Here is a 21944-nt window from a genome sequence, read left to right on the forward strand (position 1 = left end):
GCGGCGACGCGATAATGTTATGCGACTTCCTGTTCAGCGACTTCCTGTTCCCGCACCGGCTCGGCCGGCGTCGCAAGCTCCTTGGCAAGCGTGGTCGCGCCGACATAGTCGGTCTTGCCGGAGCCCAGCAGTGGCAAATTGCCGACCACGCGGATATCCGCCGGCACCGCCAGTTCGGACGCGCCCACGGTCTTGGCCTGGCGCTGCATCGCCGAGCGTTCGGCATCCTTTTGCGTGGTCAGGAGCACGATCCGCTCGCCCTTGCGTGCATCGGGTATCGATACCGCAACCGACATCGCCTGCGGCCACAGCGCTGCGGCCATGGCCTCAACCGCCGACAGCGAGACCATCTCGCCGGCAATCTTGGCGAAGCGTTTGGCGCGGCCCTTGATGGCGATGAAGCCGGCCGCATCGATGGCGACGATGTCGCCGGTATCGTGCCAGCCGCCGGCGAGCGGCTCCAGCACGCCGGGGTTTTCCGAACGGAGATATCCCAGCATGACGTTGGGTCCGCGCACCGACAGGCGTCCGCCTTCCTCGATGCCGGGGACCGGATCGAGGCGGGCTTCCATCAGCGGCGACAGCCGGCCGACAGTGCCTGGACGATTCGCCATCGGCGTGTTCATCGCGAGCACGGGCGCGGTCTCGGTGACGCCGTAGCCTTCGAGGACGCGGATGCCGTAGCGCTCCATATACACTTGCCGCGTGCGGTCCTTCACCGCTTCCGCGCCGGCGATCACGAGGCGCAGGGTGCGGAAGTCGTAGGCATGGGCCGAGCGCGCATAGCCGGAGAGGAAAGTATCCGTGCCGAACAGGATGGTGGCGCCGGTCTGGTAGATCAGCTCCGGCACGATCCGGTAATGCAGCGGCGACGGATACATGAAGATCGGAATGCCGGCCAGCATCGGCATCATCATCCCGCCCGTCAGGCCGAACGAATGGAATACGGGCAGCACGTTGAACACCTTGTCATTGGCATTGGCATCGACCCGCGCCAGCGCCTGTGCCGCATTGGCGAGAATGTTGCGGTGGGAGAGCACGACACCCTTGGGCGTGCCTTCCGAGCCTGATGTGAACAGGACGACCGCCGGATCGTCCGCCTTGCGGGCGGCGCGGGGGGCAGTGCCGGCGAGCAGGCCGCGGACCTTGTCGAGCGCACCGATCGAGGTGCGGACATCCTCGAGATGCACGACCCTGGCCTTGCCGGCGATGGCGGCGATGAGTTTGTCGAGCTTGCCCTTTTCGATGAAGGCCTTCGAGGTCAACACGGTCTTGACCTGCGCGGCCTGCATCGCCGCCAGCACATTGACCGGGCCGGCGGAGAAATTGAGCATCGCCGGCACGCGGCCGATGCTCTGCAGCGCCATGAACACGACGGCGACGCCGGCCGAGTTCGGCAGCAGCACGCCGACATTCTCGCCGGCTGTGGTGCCTTGCTCCAGCTTGCGGCTCAGCACCTGGGCGCCGAGGATCAACTTGCGATAGGTCAGGCTGGTGCCGAGAGCGTCCTCAATGATCGGCTTGCCGGTATCGCGGTCGCGATGGGCATGCGCCAGCGCTTCGAACAGGGTCTGCTCGAGCATGGCGTTCTTGACCGTGGCGTCGATCATGACGTCCTGCAGCGCCGCGCCTGCCGCATTGCGCCGGGTCTTGCCCTTCAGCGACGGGTCGACCGGCAATTTGACCGGCGGCAGGATCGAGATCGTCACCTTGGGGAACCACGAGCGCTTGATTTCGCCGTTCTTCAGGTAGCTCAGGTAGGAACGCTGCGCGCCCTCGATGCGGACGGGCACAACGACCGCATCCGCCTTGTCGGCGATCATCGCGGTGCCGTCATAAACCTTCATCAGCGAGCCCGACACCGTGATGCGACCTTCGGGAAAAATCACCACCGGCTCACCCGATGCCACCAGCTTGATCAGGTCGCGCGCCGCCAGCGGCTTGGTCGGATCCATGGTGTAATGCTTGATCAGCTTCAGAAACGGTTTTGCCCACCACGCCTTGGAAATCCCGGTGTCAACGGCAAAGCTGGCGTCGATCGGCAGCGTGGCATGCAGCAGCGGGCCATCGACCAGGCTGACATGGTTCGGTGCGATCAGCATGCGGGTGCCGGCCGGCGGCAGATTTTCCATGCCACGGACCTCGACGCGGAACAGCGCACGAAACAGCAGCGCGCCGAAGTCGCGCACGCCTTCGCGGCCCCATTTGTTGAGCACGAACCAGACCGAGCCAAAGCTTGCGATCGCAAGGCCGAAGAAGATCCAGGCTACGGGGAGACCAAGCGCCTGCAATCCCGCGACGAGCAGCGAGCCGGCTACCATGAAGGCCGCCTGCAGCACGTTGCCGGCGGCGATCACGCGGGCCCGTTCCGACGGCGCGGACCATGCCTGGACCGCGGCGAAGGACGGTACCACGAACAAGCCGCCGCCAACGGCGAACAGGAAGAAGTCGGCCAGCATCCGGAAGCCGGCGAAGGAGGTAATGAATGCGGCGGCCGTTACGTCGGTTCCGTGCACCGTGCTTCCGATGGCCCAGGCCAGATCGAGGCCGACGATGCCCATCACGATGGCGCCGATCGGCACCAGCGCGAGATTCGGGCGCACATGGCTGAGCTGCGCGGCAAATAGCGAGCCCGCGGCAATACCGATCGCGAACACAGCGAGGCAGACCGTCACGACGCCTTCGGTGCCGCCGACGCCGCCTTTGACCAGCGCGGGCAGCAGCGACAGCACGATCGCGCCGACCATCCAGAACCAGGACACGATCACCATGCCGTCCCACAGGCGCGGTTCGGCGTAGAGTGACTTCAAAAGATGAACGGTGGAGGTCCAGGGATTGGCTGTGATCGGCAGATCAGGCGCGGATGGCTGGCTCACGGGAATACGGGCCGCGAATGCCCAGGACAGGATCGACAGCCCGACCACGGCGAGGCAAATCCATCCCATGTGCGAGGCGCCTGCGATAAACAGGCCGCCGGTGATCGTGCCGATCAGGATCGCCAGGAAGGTCGCGCCCTCGACAAGGGCGTTGCCGGTCGCGAGTTCGGAAACCTGGAGCTGGTCGGGAAGGATCGCATATTTCACCGGGCCGAACAGGGCGGCCACCACGCCGAACAGCGCGAGCGCCACGAACAGCAACGGGATCGAATGCATGTAGAAGCCGGCGGCCGCAAAGCAGGCGGCAAATATTTCGGCGAACTTCAGGCGCCGCGCGACGGTCATTTTGACGTATTTGTCGGCCAGTTCGCCGCCGAGCGCCGAAAGCACGAAAAAGGGAAAGATGAACACCGCGCCGGCCAACGTCACCAGTGGAGCGCCCTCTTCGGCGGCCACGCCATAGAGCAGCATGATGACGAGCGCATTCTTCAGCACATTGTCGTTCAGGGCCGAACAGAATTGCGACCAGAACAGCGGGGCGAAGCGGCGAGAGGACAGCAATTCCTTGATCATGGCTATTTCCTGTTACTTCGGCCGGGCAATCCCGGATCTGATCTACAATCGTGAGCTGCTAATTTGGGTGTCGTCGGTCGCGCGAAAGTTGTGGCCAATGCACGAAGTGGTCATCGGGCACGGTTGCATTGAAAAGTTGTACGGAAAGTTATCCGGACATTGTTGCGTGGGACCTGGTGGATGATTTGCCGTGGCATAGTGATCCCTTTCTTACGATTGGAGACACATTTGAACGAAAGCGGCGGCGCCTCAGGTCAAATGGTGCAGGGAGGCGAACGGCGACAGCGAGCGCTTCCACGGGCTGCGCGGACGATGGGCTTTCATCGTCGCGCGCAGGCGACGCGCCGACGGCCGGCGGGCCAGAACGCCGCCGACGTCGCAGGCATTGGCAATGCGCTCGATCGGCGCGGTGGCGATGTGGACGATAATTTTGCCAAATCCCTTCACGAGTTCGATGGCATCGTCGACGAAAGAGGTGGTCAGCTGGGAAACGAGGGTTTGCATTGGGGTAGCCTCCGGGTTGAAAATGAACATTGTTCAAAATGTATAGGACAAACGTGAGCAACGCTCAAGAAGAATCTTTGCGGGAACGCAAAAAAAATTTGCGGCGCCATCTCATGATCGAGATCGCACGCGGCTTGATTGCCTCTAACAGCTTGAGATCATTGAAGGTTCGGGATGTCGCGGAGGCCGCCGATTGTTCGATCGGGAGCGTCTATAACGAGTTCGGAGACTTCGACGGCCTGATCCTGACCGTGAATCGCGAGACGGTTCGGGCTCTGACCGACCGCCTGGTCGCGGTTCCTGCCGAAGACCCGGTCCGGCAGCTCCACGGCTTGGCCGAGACCTACCTGACGTTCGCGGCCGAACACGCCAATCTTTTGCGCTCGCTGTTCGAACACCGGATGGAGGACGACCGGCCTTTCCCCGAAGACATCCTAAAGATGGTGATGCAGGCGTTTGCGCTGATGCATGAGCCGATGGTCCGGCTCTTGCCCGAGCGGAATCCGGAGGAGGTGGCGCTATTGGCGCGCATGATGTTCTCCGCCGTGCACGGCATCATTTCGCTCGGCCTGGAAGAGCGAATGGTCGCGGTGCCGCCGGAAAAGCTGCGCCAACAGTTGACGCAATTCGTGGATACACACCTGGCGGGCCTGGGCATCTCGCTTGATAAAACGCGAGACGGCGAGGGCTGAGCCTGCGCCGCTGCGCGCGCAGGATTTTGACGGCACTCAACAAGCTTGATTCAGTTCCTCCCGCGAGATTAGCTCCAGCCGAGCGTTCGGGAAAATCACATGGCGCGCATTGTTGTGCTTGGTGCGGGATTCGCTGGGCTCTGGGCCGCCCTCGGTGCTGCGCGCAAGCGCGACGAAATCGGTGCGCCGGCAGCGGACGTCGAAATACTCGTCGTCGATCGCAACCCCTACCACAACATCAGGGTACGCAACTATGAGGTCGACATCAGCGACGCGGCCATACCGCTTGTCGAACTGCTTGACCCGGCCGGCGTCGCTCACAGGATTGCGGAGGTCCGGGAGATTGATCCCGTCAAGCAGCATGTGAGCGTGACAACGAACGCCGGCAGCGAGGTCATAGGATACGATCGGCTGGTGCTGGCGCTTGGCAGCCAATTGGTGCGCCCCGCGATACCCGGGCTGATGTCCAACGGCTTTGACGTGGATACCTACGCCGCGGCCGTTCGGCTCGACACGCACCTCGCCGCATTGGGCGAGCAAGCGGCTTCGGAAGGCCTTGCCACGGTGGTCATCGTGGGCGCCGGCTTCACGGGCATCGAAGTCGCAACAGAGATGCCAGGCAAGCTCGAAAAGGCTGATCTCTCCGGCAACCGGCGCGTCATTCTCGTCGATCCAAACCCCGTCGTCGGCGAGACGATCGGGGAACAGGCGCGCCCGATCGTCAGCGACGCGTTGGCGGCGCTGGGTGTTGAAACGCGGCTCAACGTAACGGTCACTTCTGTCGATACAGGCAGCGTCACGCTGAGCTCCGGTGAAATGATCCCGACACGGACGGTCGTGTGGTGCGCGGGCATGAGGGCAAGCCCGGTGGCCCAGACGATCGCGGTCGAGCGGGATCGGCTTGGTCGCCTGCATGTGGATCACTTCATGCGCGTTGCCGGTGCGACAAACATTTTTGCGGCCGGCGATGTGGCCTCCTGCGTCGTGGACGGCGAACATTGCACCGTGATGTCCTGCCAGTTCGCAAGACCGATGGGCCGCTTTGCTGGGAATAACGTCGTGGCCAATTTGCTTGGACAGCCGATGCTTCCACTCCAGATCGATTGGTATGTGACCGTGCTCGACCTCGGAACCTGGGGAGCACTTCAAACCATCGGATGGGACCGCCAGCTGTATTCATCCGGGGCGCCTGCGAAGGCGACCAAGCAGGTGATCAACCAGCAGCGGATCTATCCGCCGAGGAACGGCGTACGCGCGGACATTCTGGCAGCCGCCGCGCCGACGGTGCAGAAGCCGCCACCGGCTGCGCGTCAATAATCGGCTGCGTCGGCGGTGCGTGTCGGACAGATCGCCGGTTCACGAACCCCGCAGCAATTCGCTGATCACGTTGAACTGGTTGTCGCGAAACTCGACCATGTAGCCGTCCTTGATCGGACGGTAGTCCGTCGGCGAGGTGTTGAGCGTCACCCCGGACATCAGCATCGGCAGCGCCACGCCCTTGAGGTTGGCGGCCTGCGCCATGATGTTTTCGCGGCTGAGGTCGTTCTTGCACTGGGTGAGCACCACGACCAGCGCTTGGGCGACCATGTAGCCGTAGCCCGCCGCCAGGTTGGCCGGATCGACGTTGGGCAGCCGCGCCTTCATGAAATCCCGGTAGGCGACCAGGTCCGCGTCGGTGGAATCAGCCGAATAGGGCTTTAGCGCCCCGACCGACATGATGCCGGTCGCCGCTTCGAGCCCGGCCGGCACCATCACCGTTTCCTTGTTGGCGCAGCCTGAAGAGATGAAACGCATCGGCCGCCAGCCGGTCTCGTAGGCTTTTCGGATCGCTTGCGCGCACGCACGCGGCGTCACGCTGTAGATCAGGAAGACGTCGGCCTTGGTGTTGGCGAGCGTGAGGATCTGCGAATCGATCGTGGGATCGGCGACTTCGAAACTCGTCGCCATCGCGATCGCCTTGTCGGCGTCAGCCCCGAGCGCTTCCTTGACGCCGCGCAGATAGTCCTTTCCGGCATCGTCGTTCTGATAAAGGATCGCAAAGCGCGCATTTGGTTTCTTGGCACGGGCGAAGCGCACCTCGATGCCGGCTTCCTCGACATAGTTGGGTGCCCAGGGCAGCGCCATCAGCCAGGGCTGGTTGACCGGGTCGTTCCATTTCGATGCGGAGCTGATCAGGAACAGATGCGGCACCTTGGCGCCGTTGAGATACTTTGCGGTCGCCGAACTCGGCGCGGTGCCCATGGTGCCGAACATGAAGGCGACGCCGTCATTCTCGACCAGCCGGCGTGTCGCCTCGACCGTCTTCGGCGGCGAAAAACCGTCGTCGAGCGAGATCATGTTGAGCTTGCGTCCGTTGACGCCGCCTTTCTCGTTGACCAGATCGAAATAGGCCGCAAACGCCTTGCCGGTGACGCTAAGCGCCGACGCCGGGCCGCTATACGGCATGATGTTGCCGAACTTGATCTCGGTTTCGGTGATGCCGGGTTGCTGGGCGCTCGCCGTGGTCGCTATGCCCAGCGCGAGCAGCGCGGAAAAGAAGACCGGGGCGAACTTGCTCGATCGGATCATGCTTCATCCTCCCCGGCGAATGGCCGATAATGTTGTTATTGGTTTTGAACCAAGGCTAGGGCATGCTCGGGCAACCGGTCTTGCGTTCAGTTGCTGGACACAGCACGCGTCGGGTTCGCCCGGTGGTGCAGGCCGCGTCATGCCAGCCGCTCAACGCAAGTTTGCACCGGCCAAATCGGGGCATCGTAATTCCCCGGGAGGAAAGCATGCTGGAGCGCACAAGGGTGCAAAGCCCGTTCTATACGGCCGAACACGAGGCCTTCCGCGACGTGATGCGCCGCTTCGTGGCGCGCGAGATCGAACCTTATGCCCATGAATGGGACGAAGCCGGCGAGTTTCCGCGTGAGCTATATCGCAAGGCGTCCGAGATCGGGCTGCTTGGGCTCGGTTTCCCGGAAGAATATGGCGGTATGCCTGCCGACCAGTTCATGAAAATCGTGGTTTCGCAGGAGCTGGCACGTGCCGGCGCGGGCGGTATCAGTGCGAGCCTGATGAGCCATACCATCGGTTCGCCGCCGATCGCGCGCGCCGCACGCCCTGAGGTCAAGGCGAGGGTGCTGCCGCAGGTGCTGGCGGGTGAGAAGATTTCCGCGCTCGCGATCACGGAGCCGAGCGGTGGCTCCGACGTCGCCAATCTCCGCACCAAGGCGCGGCGCGACGGCGACCATTATGTCGTCAGCGGCGAAAAGACGTTTATCACCTCGGGCATGCGCGCCGATTATCTGACGGTCGCGGTGCGTACCGGCGGCGAGGGGCCGGGAGGTGTCAGCCTTTTGCTGATTGAAGGCGACACGCCGGGCTTGTCGCGCACGAAACTGAAGAAAATGGGATGGTGGGCGTCCGATACCGCGACGCTGCATTTCGACGAGTGCCGCGTGCCTGCGGAAAACCTGATCGGTGAGGAGGGGCACGGCTTCAAGATCATCATGCACAATTTCAACAGCGAGCGCATGGGCATGGCGGCGAGCTGCACGGCCTACGCCCGCGTCTGCGTCGAAGAGGCGATTGCCTACGCCAGGGAGCGCAAGACGTTTGGCAAGCCGATCGCGCAGCATCAGGTGATCCGGCACAAGCTGGTCGACATGGCCCAGAAGGTCGCGGCGTCGCAGGCGATGCTGGAAATGCTGGCGTGGCGGCTCGGGCAGGGCGAAAGCCCGGTTGCCGAAATCTGCATGATGAAGAACCAGGCGACCCAGACCATGGCGTTCTGCGCCTCCGAGGCCGTGCAGATCTTTGGCGGCGCCGGCTTCATGCGCGGTATCAAGGTCGAGCGCATCTATCGCGAGGTGAAGGTCAACGCCATCGGCGGTGGCACCGAGGAGATCATGAAAGATCTCGCTTCGAGGCAGATGGGGTTGTGATGGCCGGGACAAGCCGGCCATCGGGAATGAGCAAGCAAGCCAACCGGAGCTAAAGAAGTATGCTCTTTACCGCCGATCACGACGAACCTCGCCGTATCTTGCAAAAATTCATCGCCGCCGAAATCAATCCGTTCGTCGACGAATGGGAGAAGAACGACATCTTCCCCGCGCACGAGCTGTTCAAGAAGCTCGGCGATCTCGGCTTTCTCGGCCTCAACAAGCCGGTCGAATTCGGTGGTCAGGGGCTCGATTACTCCTATGCGCTGATGATGGCCGAAGAGCTCGGCGCCATCACCTGCGGCGGCGTGCCGATGGCGATCGGCGTGCAGACCGACATGGCGACGCCGGCGCTGGCGCGGTTCGGCTCCGATGAAGTGCGTCGCGAGTTTCTTGGCCCCGCCATTGCCGGCGACGCGGTGGCCTGTATCGGCGTCTCCGAGCCGGGCGCGGGCTCCGACGTCGCCTCGATCAAAACCAGTGCGCGCTCCGATGGCGACGATTACGTCATCAATGGCGGCAAGATGTGGATCACCAACGGCGTGCAGGCCGACTGGATCTGCCTGCTCGCCAACACCAGCGACGACCAGGTCCATCGCAACAAGTCGCTGATCTGCGTACCGATGAAGAGCAAGGGCGTGCAGGTCGCGCGCAAGCTCGACAAGATGGGGATGCGCTCGTCCGACACCGCGCAGATCTTCTTCGACAATGTCCGGGTGCCCAAGCGCAACCGCATCGGCGAGGAAGGCAAGGGCTTTACCTACCAGATGGTGCAGTTCCAGGAAGAGCGGCTGTGGGGCGCGGCGGCCTGCCTCAAGGCGCATGAATTCATTATTGCCGAGACGATCGAATACACCCGCAACCGAAAGGCGTTCGGAAAATCGATCCTCGACAACCAGACCGTCCATTTCAAGCTGGCGGAGATGCAGACCGAAGTCGAACTGCTGCGCGCGCTGATCTACCGCGCCGCCGAGGCGCTGGTCGCGGGCGAGGACGTGACGCGGCTCGCCACCATGGCCAAGCTGAAGGCGGGGCGTCTGGGGCGCGAACTCACCGATGCCTGCCTGCAGTTCTGGGGCGGCATGGGTTTCATGAACGAGACGCCGGTGAGCCGGGCCTATCGCGACAGCCGCCTGACCTCGATCGGCGGCGGCGCCGACGAAGTGATGCTGACGGTGCTATGCAAGATGATGGGCACGCTGCCGAAAAACCAATAAAAACCCGATCGGAACTTACGAAGGAAACAGCCTGATGATCACGCTCTATCACTGCGACGGCGCACGCTCGTTCCGTCCGCTCTGGATGCTGGAAGAGATGGGCTTGCCCTATGAGCTGAAAATGCTGCCGTTCCCGCCGCGGGTGTTCGCGAAGGAATATCTCGCAATCAATCCGCTCGGCACCATTCCCTTCATGATCGACGGCGAGACCAAGATGACGGAATCCTCCGGCATCTGTTATTATCTCGGAACCAGGCATGGTCCGACGCCGCTGGTGGTCGGGGCCGACGATCCCGCCTACGGCGCCTTCCTGAACTGGATGTATTTCAGCGACGCCACGCTGACCTTTCCGCAAACGCTGGTGCTGAGATACAGCCAGCTCGAACCGGAGGAGCGGCGCAACCCGCAAGTGGCCGGCGATTACGCCAAATGGTTCCTCGGCCGGCTGCGCGCCGTGGAGGCAGCCACCGCGAATGCCGAAACCTTGTGCGCCGGGCGCTTTACCGCGGCCGATATCGTCAACGGCTACGCGTTGCGTCTGGCGGGCAATATCGGCCTGGCCAAGGATTTCGGCCCCAATGTCGCCGCGTACTGGGCCAGATTGCAGGAACGCGACGGCTACAAGCGCGCGGTTGCGGCGGAACGCAAGGCCGGCGTCGAGCAGAATGTGGCGACACGGATCCGGGCCTGAGGGGCGCCGATTTCTGTCCTTCGAATTAACCTTTCCCGATCGGTGACAGACACCGAATTTCGGCTATGGTTGACCCCGTCGCAGCGGCCAAAGAGCCGCGCGAGGAGGACGAGCCATGGACAACATCGGCGACAACATCGGCCACAAATCCGGCCATCTGATGCTGATCACCCCGGAGCGCGTTTTTTACGCAGGGCTCCTCGGCCGTCCGCGCCAACGCTGCTCGGGTGCGTTCAACATCTATGTTTCGTTGGAGGGCGGGCTGTGGCTCACGACCGCCGATGGCCGCGAGCACTATGGCGAGATGGTCGCCGTGCTCCCGAACGTCAGGCACACCATTGCCAGCGACCACCGTTCGGTGCTCAGCATCGTGATCGAGCCGGAGAGCGTCCCTCCCGGCGTGCTCGAAGACCTCGCCAAACGCCTCACGGGGCCTGAAGGCGAAGCCTTCACCCGCCGCATCCGCGCCGCCTATCTCGAACTGCTTGAGCATCACGCCGGCGATGAATTCTCCAGCTCCGAATTTGATACCCTGTGCCTTGGCGAAGCGCTGCCGCGGCGTGAACTCGATGCCCGCGTGGCGCGCGCGATTCTGCAGATCGGAAAATTCTCCGGCGAACCGGTGACGGCGGCGAGCTGCGCGGCGGAGGCGGGACTCTCCCCGTCGCGCTTCCTGCATCTGTTCAAGGAAGCGACCGGCATTTCCTTCCGTTCGTTCCGCGCCTGGAAGCGGGCGCGGCATCTGCTGCATTTCGCCAACCAGGACATCAACCTTGCGCATCTGGCGCAGGATATCGGCTATCCCGACTCCACGCATTTCAGCCACTCGATCCGTCGCTTCTACGGCTTGAAGCCGCGCGCGATCTTTTCAGGTTCGCGCGATCTGGCGATCTATAGCCACCGCCATGCCGCCGCCGACAATAGCGGGTGGACGCAAGAAGCCGGCTGATGCCCGACGCATGATCGCGAAAGCTGTTTTCGCGACTCCTCGCGTCTCGCATTCGAAGGCTGATCCATGGGCGACAAGGCCGTCATTACCTGCGCGCTGAACGGCGTGCTGACCGATCCGAAGCAGCACAACGTGCCTGTGACGCCGGAGCAGATGGCGCGCGAGGCCAAGGCCGCGTTCAACGCCGGCGCCAGCATCATGCACGTCCATCTGCGCCAGCAGGAGCCGAATAAGGGGCATCTGCCGTCCTGGGATGTCGGCGTCAGCAAGGAAATTCAGCAGGCGATCCGTGAGGCCTGCCCCGGTGTCATCATCAACCACACCACGGGCACCTCGGGTCCGAAATATCAGGGCGCGCTCGACTGCGTGCGCGAAACGAAGCCCGAAATCGCGGCCTGCAACGCCGGCTCGCTGAACTATCTGAAGGTGAAGTCCGACAACACCTGGGCTTGGCCGCCGATGATGTTCGATAACGCGGTCGAGAAGGTGCAGGATTATCTCGACGTCATGAAGGATGCCGGTACGATTCCCGAATTCGAATGCTTTGACGTCGGCATCGTGCGCTGCGTCGGCATGTACCGGCAGACCGGAATGTATTCCGGACCGCTCGAATACAACTTCGTGATGGGCGTCGCCTCCGGCATGCCGGCTGATCCGGACCTGCTGCCGATCCTGCTGAAGCTGAAATTGCCGGAAGCCCATTGGCAGGTGACTGCGATCGGCCGCGCCGAAATCTGGCCGCTGCACCAGCGCTGCGCCGATCTCGGCGGGCACCTGCGCACCGGACTTGAAGATACCTTCTATCTCGCCGATGGCACCAAGGTGACCTCGAACGGGCAGTTGATCGAGGCGATCGCCGCTTGCGCGCGGCGCGCGGGCCGGGAGATCGCGAGTCCCGCCGAAGCGCGGCAGATTTTCGGGACCAGGCATTGACGGTCTTGGCCGCCGTCATTGCGAGCGAAGCGAAGCAATCCATCTCGCGGCAAGGAAAGTATGGATTGCTTCGTCGCTTCGCTCCCTTGCGAAAACGCTTCGCGTTTGTCGCAGGCAATGACGAGCGGGAGAGTTCATGGCAGTAATCGAATCTACCATCGTTCCCTCCAGCGCCGCCTTTAAAGCCAATCGCGACGGCATGCTGGCGCTGATCACGCGCATGCGTGCCCTCGAAGAGCGCACGCGGGCGGCGTCGGCTGCGGCGAGGGACCGCTTCCATAAGCGCGGGCAGTTGTTGCCGCGCGAGCGCGTCGCGCTGGTGCTCGATCCCGGTTCACCATTCCTCGAACTGTCGACGCTTGCGGGCTACATGTTCGATGTGCCCGACGCCGACAAGAGTATTCCCGGTGGCGGGGCGATCGCGGGCATCGGCTTCGTCTCCGGCATCCGCTGCATGGTCAGTGCGAACGATTCCGGCATCGACGCCGGTGCGCTGCAGCCGTACGGCCTGGATAAGACCCTGCGGGTGCAGGAGTTGGCGCTGGAAAACAAGCTGCCTTACGTGCAACTGGTCGAAAGCGCCGGCGCCAACCTGCTGCGCTACCGCGTCGAGGATTTTATTCGCGGCGGCAATATCTTTCGTAACCTGGCGCGGCTGTCGGCGGCTGGGTTGCCCGTCGTCACGGTGACGCATGGTTCGTCGACGGCGGGCGGCGCTTATCAAACCGGATTGTCCGATTACATCGTGATGGTGCGTGGCCGCACCCGCGCATTTCTCGCCGGACCGCCGCTGTTGAAAGCCGCGACGGGCGAGATTGCGACCGAAGAAGAACTCGGCGGCGCCGAGATGCACACCTCCATCTCCGGTCTTGGCGATTATCTGGCCGAAGACGATCGCGACGCGCTCCGCATCGCGCGCGACATCATGGCCAATCTGGAATGGGACCGGCCGAAGCCCGCGGAAGCATCGTTCAGGCCGCCGCGCTACGATGCGGAGGAATTGCTCGGCATCATGCCGATGGACCACAAGCGCCCTGTCGACATGCGCCAGGCCATAGCACGGTTTGTCGATGATTCCGACTTCACCGAGTTCGGCGCAAATTATGGTCCCGCAACCGTGTGCGGCCACGCCCGCATCGAAGGGCAGGCGATCGGCATCATCACCAACAACGGCCCGCTCGATGTGCCCGGCGCCAACAAGGCGACGCATTTCATCCAGGCCTGCTGCCAGTCGCGCACGCCGATCCTCTATATGAACAACACCACCGGCTACATGGTTGGGAAGGCCTATGAAGAAGCCGGCATGATCAAGCACGGCTCCAAGATGATCCAGGCGGTGACGTCGGCCTCCGTGCCGCAGATCACGATCTACTGCGGCGCGTCGTTTGGCGCCGGCAATTACGGCATGTGCGGGCGCGGTTTCCATCCGCGCTTCTGCTTCTCCTGGCCGAATGCCAAGACGGCCGTGATGGGCGGCGAGCAGGCGGCGGAAACCATGGCGATCGTTACCGAGGCTGCCGCGGCGCGGCGCGGCAAGCCGATCGAGAAGGAGAAGCTCGACGCCATGAAGGCGCAGATCACGGGCGTGTTCGACGGCCAGATGGACGTGTTCTCGACCAGCGCACGCGTGCTCGATGACGGCGTGATCGATCCGCGCGATACCCGCAGCGTACTCGCCGAAGTGCTGTCGATCTGCCGCGAGGCCGAGGCCCGCACGCCGCAGCGCATGCAATTCTCGGTCGCGCGGCCATGAGCGGGATAGCGATGAAGCGGACGCCATTCTTCAAGATCCTTGTCGCCAACCGCGGCGAGATCGCGCTGCGGATCATGCGCACGGCGCGGCGCCTCGGCTATGGCGTGGTCGCGGTCTATTCCGATGCCGACCGCGACGCGCTGCACGTTCGTGAGGCGGATCAGGCGGTGCGGATCGGCGAGGCGCTGCCGGCGCAGTCGTATCTGCGGATCGATGCGATCATTGCTGCCGCCAAGGCGAGCGGCGCCAGCGCGGTGCACCCGGGCTATGGCTTCCTCGCCGAGAACGAGGACTTCGCGCAAGGCTGCCGCGATGCTGGACTGGTCTTCATCGGTCCATCGCCGGAAGCGATCCGGGCGATGGGCAACAAGGCCGGCGCCAAGGACATCATGCAGAAGGCCGGCGTGCCTATCGTGCCCGGCTATCAGGGCGCGGACCAGAGCGACGCCGCGATGTTGGCGGCGGCTGGGAAGATCGGCTTTCCCGTCATGATCAAGGCGGTTGCCGGCGGCGGCGGTCGCGGGATGCGGCTGGTCACGGACGCCGCGGCATTTCCAGATGCGCTGCGCAGCGCACGGTCCGAGGCGCAAGGCGCGTTCGGTGACGCAAGCGTGATTCTGGAACGCGCCATCGTCAATCCGCGCCATATCGAAATCCAGGTGTTTGGCGACCGCTACGGCAACGCCATTCATCTCGGCGAGCGCGATTGCTCGGTGCAACGCCGGCACCAGAAACTGATCGAGGAAGCGCCCTCGCCAAAAGTGACGCCGGAATTGCGGGCGAGGATGGGCGCCGTCGCCGTCGCCGCGGTGAAGTCGATCGGCTATGAGGGCGCCGGCACGCTGGAATTCCTCCTCGACGAGAGCGGCGAGTTCTATTTCATGGAGATGAACACGCGGCTGCAGGTCGAGCATCCCGTCACCGAGGCGATCACCGGGCTCGATCTGGTCGAGTTGCAGTTGCGTATCGCCGCGGGTGAACCGCTCGGGCTGAAGCAGGAAGATGTCAAATTCTCCGGCCACGCCATCGAGGTGCGGCTGTGTTCCGAGGATGCCGGCCATGACTTCATGCCGCAGTCCGGCAAAATGGCGCTGTGGCAGATGCCGGATGGCGTGCGCGTCGAGCACGCGCTGCAATCGGGCTCCGAGATCCCGCCATTCTACGATTCCATGATTGCAAAGATCATCAGCCGCGGCGCCGACCGCAACGAAGCGCGAGGCCGGCTGATCTGCGGGCTGGAGCAGACCGCGGCGTTCGGCGTCACCACCAACCAGGGATTTCTGATTTCCTGTCTGCGCCATCCCGAGTTTGCCGCGGGCGAAGCGACCACAGCCTTCATCGGCAACCATCGTGACGAACTGCTGGCGCCACGTGCAAACGCCAACGCGGAGGCTGCGTTGGCCGCGTTGCTGCTTTACGTCACCAATCCGCATGCGCCACCCTGGCGCAGCGGGCGCAGTCTGGCGGCAACGTTTCCGCTGACGACACGGATTGATCGCGGCCATGGCGTGGACGAGGTCGACATCGTTCGCGAGCGCGATGGGAGTTATCTCGCAAGTCTTTCGGGCGGCGAGCAGCGGATCGAGATCGATGAACTCGACCGCGAGACGGTCCGCTTCCGCACCGACGGCATCATGGATTCCGCAAAATTCCTTCGCGATGGCGATCGGCTCTACATCCTGCATCGCGGAGCCACGATTGCCGTTCGCGACTTGACGCTCGCAGCACCAGAGTCCGCTACGGCGGCTGGCGGCGATGGCAAGGTACGCGCGGCGATGAACGGCCGCGTGGTCGCCGTGCTGGTCAAGCCCGGTGAGCAGGTTGCGGCCGGACAGCCCGTGATGACGCTGGAGGCGATGAAGATGGAGCATGTGCACACGGCTGGCGTAGCGGGCACGGTGTCGGCCATCGATGTAGCTGAAGGCGAGCAGGTGACGACGGGCAGGATCGTCGTGGAGATCGCAGCGGTGGCTTAGCTGCGTAGGGTGGGCAAAGCGAAGCGTGCCCACCATTCTTGCCGTGTGAGAGATGGTGGGCACGCTGCGCTTTGCCCACCCTACGAATTCTACTCCGGCCGCCCCGTGCCTTCATTCAGCCAGCACGCCACCTGATGCCGCTCGCCCGCCTCCACCAGTGCGGGCCGCTCCACCTTGCAGCGGTCCATGGCATAGCGGCAGCGGGTGTGGAACGCGCACCCTGAGGGCGGGTTGATCGGGCTTGGAACGTCGCCGTCGACCATCGGCGCAAGGCGCTTTGCCCTGGGATCGGCGATCGGGACCGAGGCCAGCAGCGCCTGCGTGTAGGGATGGCGCGGGTTGGCAAATAATTCGGACTTGTCGGCGATCTCGACGATGCGCCCGAGATACATCACGGCGACGCGGTGGCTGATATGGGCGACGACGGCCAGATCATGCGCGATGAACAGGTACGAAAAACCGTTCTTGCGCTGCAGGTCGATCAACAGGTTGATGACCTGCGCCTGGATCGAGACGTCGAGTGCCGAGACCGGCTCGTCGCACACGATCAGGCTCGGCCCGAGCGACAGCGCCCGCGCAATACAGATGCGCTGCCGCTGGCCGCCGGAGAACTGGTGCGGATAGTTCCTCATCTGGTCGGAACGTAGCCCGACCTGCGCGAACAATTCGGCAACGCGTTCCTGCTGCGCGCGGCCGGTCGCTAGCCCATGCACACTGAGCGGTTCGCCGACGATATCGCCCGCGGTCATGCGTGGATTGAGCGATGCGAACGGATCCTGGAATACGATCTGCATCGAGCGCCGATGCGGCCGCATCTCGGCCTTGCTCAAACCGGTGATATCGGTGCCGTTGAGCTTGATGGCGCCAGAGGACGGCTCCACCAGCCGCAGCACGCTGCGCGCGACCGTCGATTTGCCGCAGCCGGATTCGCCGACCAGCCCGAGCGTCTCGCCCTTGCCGACCGAAAAGCTGACGCCATCCACCGCATGCACGGTGCCGACGCGCCGACGCAGGACGCCGCCGCGCACCGCGTAATGCTTGACGAGGTCGGTGACTTCGAGCAGGGGCCGGGAAACGGTCATGGCGCGCCGACCAATTCCGCCGCTCGCCAGCAAGCCGCGAAGTGATCGCCGTCGACTTCCGTTAGCGGCGGGTATTCTGCGCGGCAGCGATCGATGGCGAGGCTGCAGCGCGGCGCAAAGGCGCAGCCCGGCGGCAGGTTGGTCAGCGACGGTACCATGCCGGGAATTTCGTTCAGCCGCGCATCGGTCTTGGCGCCGAACGAAATCACCGCCGGCATCGAGGCCATCAGCCCGCGCGTGTAGGGATGCTTCGGATTCGCGAACAGGTCTTCCACGGTCGCTTCCTCGACCTTCTTGCCGGCATACATCACGATGACGCGCTGCGCCGTCTGCGCCACCACGCCGAGGTCATGCGTGATCAGGACCAGCCCGGTGCCGAGGGTCTTTTGCAGGTCGACGATCAGCGCCAGGATCTGCGCCTGGATCGTCACATCCAGTGCGGTGGTCGGCTCGTCCGCGATCAACAGCGCCGGCCGGCACGCCAAGGCCATCGCGATCATCGCGCGCTGCCGCATGCCGCCGGAAAGCTGATGCGGATATTCCAGCGCGCGGCGTTCCGGCTCGGGGATGCGGACCAGGCGCAGCATCTCGACCGCCTTCGCCCATGTCTCCTTGGACGTCATTTCGCGGTGCAGGCGGAGCACTTCGGTGATCTGGTCGCCGATCCGCATCACGGGATTGAGCGAGGTCATCGGCTCCTGAAAGATCATCGAGATCCGATTTCCGCGGATCTTGCGCATCTCGGCCTCGGCGAGGCCGAGCAGGTCGGTGCCTTCCAGCGTCACCGAACCGCCGACCACCCGGCCAGGCGGGTCCGGCACCAGCCGCATCACCGACAGCGCGGTCACGCTCTTGCCGCAGCCGGATTCACCGACGATCGCCAGCGTCTCGCCGCGGCGGACGCTGAACGAGACGTCGTCGACCGCGCGGAACAGGCCTGAATTGGTGAAGAACACCGTCTGCAGGTTCTTCACGTCGAGAACCATGTCGTCCTTCTGCGCCTCGGTCATCAGCCGCGCTGCCTCGGGTCGAGGATGTCGCGGAGCGCATCGCCGAACAGATTAGTGCCGAACACCGCCAGGCTGATGGCGACGCCCGGGAAGATCACCAGCCACGGCGCTGTGCGGACATATTCCGCCGCCGATTCTGACAGCATGCGTCCCCAGGAAGGATAAGGCTCGGGAATGCCGAGGCCGAGAAACGACAGCGAGGCCTCGGTGAGGATGGTCGAGCCCAGTTGCGCGGTCGCCAGCACGATCAGCGGCGCCAGCGTGTTGGGCAGCACGTGGCGGAGCGCGATACGGGTCTCGCTCATGCCGATCGATTTGGCGGCTTCCACGAATGGCAGTTCGCGCAGCGCCAGCGTATTGGCGCGGATCACGCGGGCGACCGTCGGGATAAGAGGAATCGCAATGGCGATGATCACGTTCGGCAGCGACGGCCCGAGCGCAGCCGTCATCACCAGCGCCAGCACCAGCAAGGGCAGGGCCTGCAGAATATCGGTGATGCGCTGGAACACCAGATCGACCCAACCCGACAGATAGCCCGATACGAGCCCGACGATGACGCCGATCGACGATCCCAGCACGGTGGCGCCGATGCCGACGGCCAGCGAGATCCGTGCGCCATGGACGATCCGGCTCCAGACGTCGCGGCCGAATGAATCGGTTCCCATCCAGTGCCGGGCGCTGGGTGAGGCCAGCCGTTGCGCGGAATCGACGCTGAGCGGATCGTAGCGGCAGATCAGGTCGGCCGAGATCGCCATCCAGACGAACATCACCATGATGACAAGGCCGATCGTGCCGAGCAGATAGCGCTGCGCCAGAAACAGCAGACGGCGCCAGCCATGCGTCGAATGGGCGCCGGCCCGTCTTAATTCGCTATCGAAGTTGATCGTGGCCAAGCTATCAATCCCCATACCGGATGCGCGGGTCGATCGCGGCGTAAAGCATGTCGACGGTGAAGTTTGCGACCACCACGACCACGGCGATCAGCATCACGAGGTTCTGCACGATCGGGTAATCGCGCCAGCGCAGCGCTTCGACCAGGAAGCGGGCGACGCCGGGAATATTGAACACGGTTTCGGTGACGATCAGCCCGCCGATCAGGAACGCCGCCTCGATGCCGATCACCGTAATGACCGGGAGAATGGCGTTCTTCAGCGCGTGGCGATAATTGACCGATGCCTCGGAGGCGCCCTTGGCGCGCGCGGTGCGGATGTAGTCCTGCCGCAGGATTTCCAGCATCGAGGAGCGCGTGATGCGCATGGTCAGCGCGGCGCTGCGAAAGCCGACGGCCATCGCAGGCACCGCATAGATTGCAAAAGCCTCGGTCCAGGTCTTCGGGTTCGGATTGTAGATCGGCATGCTGCCGAACAGGGAAACCGACGCCATCAGGATCAACAGGCCGAGCCAGAACGACGGGAGCGACAGGCCGCTCAGGCTGACGATGCGCAAGGCATAGTCGAGCCGCGAGCCCTGATGGACCGCGCTCAGCACGCCCAAGGGAATGCCGATGGAAGCGGAGAACAGCAGCGCCAGCGCCGCCAGCCGCGCGGTGATCGGAATCCGCGGCAGGATCTCCTGCAGCGCCGGCTTTTCCGAGACGTAGGAATAGCCGAGATCGCCGTGCAGCAGCCCGCCGATCCAGTTCAGATATTGCTGGTAGATCGGCAGATTGAGGCCAAGCTCCTTTTCGAGGTTGGCCTTGTCGGTGGGGTCGACGAAGCCGGCGGCGTCGAACAGGATGTCGACGATGTTGCCGGGAACGACGCGCAGCAACACGAAGATGATGATCGAGATCCCGACCAGGGTCACGAGCATCAAGGCGAGGCGTCGCACGATATAAGCAAACACCTGGCGGTTCTCCCTCGCCGATTGGCTAGAGTTCGATTCTGATTAAATCAGAACCGAACACCAGTTTTTTGTTTTGACGCGTTTTCTTCACGCGAACCGGGTCCCACCCCCGGATCAAGTCCGAGGGCATGCTTCGCTCGAAAACGCTATGCTCGCGGCCAAACTTTACTTGTCCATCCAGACATCTTCATAACGATAGCCGTTATAGGAGCTGTTCACCATGATGGTGATGCCCTTGACGTAGGGCTGCCAGCACGAACCCTGGCGGGCGTGGAAGATGATCGGGCGCGCCACGTCCTCCTGCAGCTTCTTGTCGATCTCCCAGACCAGCTTCTTCCGCTTCTCCTTGTCGGTCTCGGCGGATTGCTGGTCGAACAGCTTCTCGATTTCCTTGTTGCAGTAGTTGGTGTAGTTGCGCTCCGAGCCGCAGGAATAGTTTTCGTAGAACGACTGGTCGGGATCGTCGACCGCGTTGCCGGTCAGGTTGAGGCCGAGCGCATAGTCCTTGCGCGCCACCTTCGGGAACCATTGTGCGGTATCGACAACGTCGAGTTCGGCGTCGACATAGATGCTCTTGATCTGATCGATCAGGATGACGGCGGGATCGCGGTAGACCGGGATGTTGCGCGTCGAGACCTTGACGGCAAGACGCTTGTCCGGGCCGTAACCCGCCTTCTGCATCAATTTGCGCGCCTCTTCCCGGTTGGCGTTGATGTCGGGGCCGTAGCCCGGGATCGATTCCAGCATTTCCTTCGGCATCGCCCACAATCCGCCCGGCGCCGGCAGCATGGTGCCGCCGATATCGGCCTGCCCCTCGAACAGGATCTGGACGAACGCCTTGCGATCCAGCGCCAGCGCCAGGGCGCGGCGAATGTCGGCATTGTCGAACGGCGGGGAGGACGAGTTGACGATGATGTTGGTGGAGACGTTGACCGGCTCGACCACGCAAACCGCGTTCGGCGCCTGCGCCTTGACCTCCTTGAGCAGCGGGATCGACACTTCGGTCGGGAACGTCATGTCGAATTTCCCGGAGACGAATCCGAGTATAGCCGTCGAACGGTTGGTGATGATGGTGAATTCGATGCCGTCGAGATGCGGCAGGCCCTTCCTGAAGTAGTCGGAATTCCTGGTGAGCTTGATCGATTCGTTGGCCTTGAACTCGACGAACTTGAACGGGCCGGTTCCGATCGGGTGGGTGCGCATCTCGCCCGGCGAGACGTGGCACGGATAGACCGGCGTGTAGCCGGAGGCGAGCAGGGACAACAGCGCCGGCTGCGGCCGTTTCAGGTTGAACGACGCTTCGAAATCGCCGTTGACGGTCACGTCGCTGACCTGATCGTACCAGGACTTTCGCGGGTTCTGGCGGAACTTCTGCTGCGACTTGCCCATCACCATGTCGAAGGTGCATTTGACGTCGGCCGACGTGAACGGCTTGCCGTCATGCCATTTGACGCCCTGCCGCAGCTTGAAGGTCAGTGTCTTGTTGTCGCTGCTCCAGGCCCAGCTCTCCGCGAGCTCGGGGACAATCGAATCCACGCTGTTTTGCGCCACGTCCTGTTTGAATACGACGAGGTTGTTGAAAACCGGCATGAAGGGAATGTTGATCGAATAGGTCGCGCCCTCGTGGATCGAGGCGCTGCCCGGGCTGTCACGGTGATAGACCCTGAGGATGCCGCCCTGCTTGGGTTCGCCCGCCGATGCAACGTCAAAAGCCGGCAGCAACAACAATGCCGCGACGGCAAGCGCTTGCACGCTCCGCATGATCCCCTCCACATTTTTCGGTCTCAACCGGCCGATTGGTATCGAGGATACCACGGCGCAGCGTTGGGGCAACCGGCCATGCCAATGCGAGGGTTGGCAATTCGGACTACTCGAAATCCGCGTGGCGGAACTTGCGATGATTTGCCACAGCCGCTT

General features: G+C 63.4%; 17 protein-coding genes. 9 read left to right on the forward strand and 8 right to left on the reverse strand.

Annotation, left to right across the window (positions count from 1 at the left end; translation table 11 throughout):
- Window positions 1-17: 17 nt before the first annotated feature.
- Together ACVWVY_RS08360 and ACVWVY_RS08365 are read right to left on the reverse strand one after the other, a co-directional pair.
- Window positions 18-3449: an acyl-[ACP]--phospholipid O-acyltransferase gene (locus tag ACVWVY_RS08360; protein WP_456625927.1), complete on the reverse strand. Its 3432-nt coding sequence runs from the start codon at window positions 3447-3449 to the stop codon at window positions 18-20.
- A 249-nt stretch (window positions 3450-3698) separates the two neighbouring features.
- The gene (locus tag ACVWVY_RS08365; protein WP_456625928.1) at window positions 3699-3983 is read right to left on the reverse strand and encodes a hypothetical protein; all 285 of its coding nucleotides are present in this window, start codon (window positions 3981-3983) and stop codon (window positions 3699-3701) included.
- 83 nt (window positions 3984-4066) lie between these two features.
- Here ACVWVY_RS08365 and ACVWVY_RS08370 point away from each other — a divergent pair, with 83 nt between their 5' ends.
- Complete coding sequence (locus ACVWVY_RS08370) at window positions 4067-4645, forward strand: TetR/AcrR family transcriptional regulator (protein ID WP_456625929.1); 579 nt, start codon at window positions 4067-4069, stop codon at window positions 4643-4645.
- Window positions 4646-4744: 99 nt separating this feature from the next.
- On the forward strand, window positions 4745-5962 hold the full coding sequence (locus tag ACVWVY_RS08375) for an NAD(P)/FAD-dependent oxidoreductase (protein ID WP_456625930.1): 1218 nt from the start codon (window positions 4745-4747) through the stop codon (window positions 5960-5962).
- A gap of 39 nt (window positions 5963-6001) precedes the next feature.
- Here ACVWVY_RS08375 and ACVWVY_RS08380 read toward each other — a convergent pair whose 3' ends face one another.
- Window positions 6002-7213, reverse strand: coding sequence for an ABC transporter substrate-binding protein (locus ACVWVY_RS08380; protein ID WP_456625931.1), 1212 nt, complete (start codon window positions 7211-7213; stop codon window positions 6002-6004).
- Window positions 7214-7419: 206 nt separating this feature from the next.
- Here ACVWVY_RS08380 and ACVWVY_RS08385 point away from each other — a divergent pair, with 206 nt between their 5' ends.
- The 7 genes from ACVWVY_RS08385 to ACVWVY_RS08415 all read left to right on the forward strand — a co-directional run bounded on the left by ACVWVY_RS08385 (window position 7420) and on the right by ACVWVY_RS08415 (window position 16090).
- Window positions 7420-8574, forward strand: coding sequence for an acyl-CoA dehydrogenase family protein (locus ACVWVY_RS08385; protein ID WP_456625932.1), 1155 nt, complete (start codon window positions 7420-7422; stop codon window positions 8572-8574).
- 59 nt (window positions 8575-8633) lie between these two features.
- The gene (locus tag ACVWVY_RS08390; protein WP_456625933.1) at window positions 8634-9788 is read left to right on the forward strand and encodes an acyl-CoA dehydrogenase family protein; all 1155 of its coding nucleotides are present in this window, start codon (window positions 8634-8636) and stop codon (window positions 9786-9788) included.
- Between the two features lie 34 nt (window positions 9789-9822).
- Window positions 9823-10479, forward strand: coding sequence for a glutathione S-transferase family protein (locus ACVWVY_RS08395; protein ID WP_456625934.1), 657 nt, complete (start codon window positions 9823-9825; stop codon window positions 10477-10479).
- A gap of 115 nt (window positions 10480-10594) precedes the next feature.
- On the forward strand, window positions 10595-11428 hold the full coding sequence (locus ACVWVY_RS08400) for a helix-turn-helix domain-containing protein (protein ID WP_456625935.1): 834 nt from the start codon (window positions 10595-10597) through the stop codon (window positions 11426-11428).
- Window positions 11429-11494: 66 nt separating this feature from the next.
- Complete coding sequence (locus ACVWVY_RS08405) at window positions 11495-12361, forward strand: 3-keto-5-aminohexanoate cleavage protein (protein WP_456625936.1); 867 nt, start codon at window positions 11495-11497, stop codon at window positions 12359-12361.
- A gap of 136 nt (window positions 12362-12497) precedes the next feature.
- Entirely contained in the window at window positions 12498-14114 is a 1617-nt protein-coding gene (locus ACVWVY_RS08410; protein WP_456625937.1) for an acyl-CoA carboxylase subunit beta, read from the forward strand.
- A gap of 11 nt (window positions 14115-14125) precedes the next feature.
- Entirely contained in the window at window positions 14126-16090 is a 1965-nt protein-coding gene (locus tag ACVWVY_RS08415; RefSeq protein ID WP_456625938.1) for an acetyl/propionyl/methylcrotonyl-CoA carboxylase subunit alpha, read from the forward strand.
- Between the two features lie 89 nt (window positions 16091-16179).
- Here the strand turns inward: ACVWVY_RS08415 and ACVWVY_RS08420 are convergent, their stop codons facing one another.
- The 5 genes from ACVWVY_RS08420 to ACVWVY_RS08440 all read right to left on the reverse strand — a co-directional run bounded on the left by ACVWVY_RS08420 (window position 16180) and on the right by ACVWVY_RS08440 (window position 21788).
- The gene (locus ACVWVY_RS08420; protein ID WP_456625939.1) at window positions 16180-17172 is read right to left on the reverse strand and encodes an ABC transporter ATP-binding protein; all 993 of its coding nucleotides are present in this window, start codon (window positions 17170-17172) and stop codon (window positions 16180-16182) included.
- Window positions 17169-18182, reverse strand: coding sequence for an ABC transporter ATP-binding protein (locus ACVWVY_RS08425; protein WP_456625940.1), 1014 nt, complete (start codon window positions 18180-18182; stop codon window positions 17169-17171). The genes ACVWVY_RS08420 and ACVWVY_RS08425 overlap by 4 nt, the downstream gene beginning before the upstream one ends.
- On the reverse strand, window positions 18182-19075 hold the full coding sequence (locus ACVWVY_RS08430; RefSeq protein ID WP_456625941.1) for an ABC transporter permease: 894 nt from the start codon (window positions 19073-19075) through the stop codon (window positions 18182-18184). The genes ACVWVY_RS08425 and ACVWVY_RS08430 overlap by 1 nt, the downstream gene beginning before the upstream one ends.
- A gap of 4 nt (window positions 19076-19079) precedes the next feature.
- Window positions 19080-20027 (reverse strand): ABC transporter permease, encoded by a 948-nt coding sequence (locus ACVWVY_RS08435; RefSeq protein WP_456625942.1) that lies wholly within the window; start codon window positions 20025-20027, stop codon window positions 19080-19082.
- A gap of 165 nt (window positions 20028-20192) precedes the next feature.
- The gene (locus tag ACVWVY_RS08440; RefSeq protein ID WP_456625943.1) at window positions 20193-21788 is read right to left on the reverse strand and encodes an ABC transporter substrate-binding protein; all 1596 of its coding nucleotides are present in this window, start codon (window positions 21786-21788) and stop codon (window positions 20193-20195) included.
- Window positions 21789-21944 lie beyond the last annotated feature (156 nt).

It is taken from the genome of Bradyrhizobium sp. URHC0002 (genome assembly GCF_054059515.1).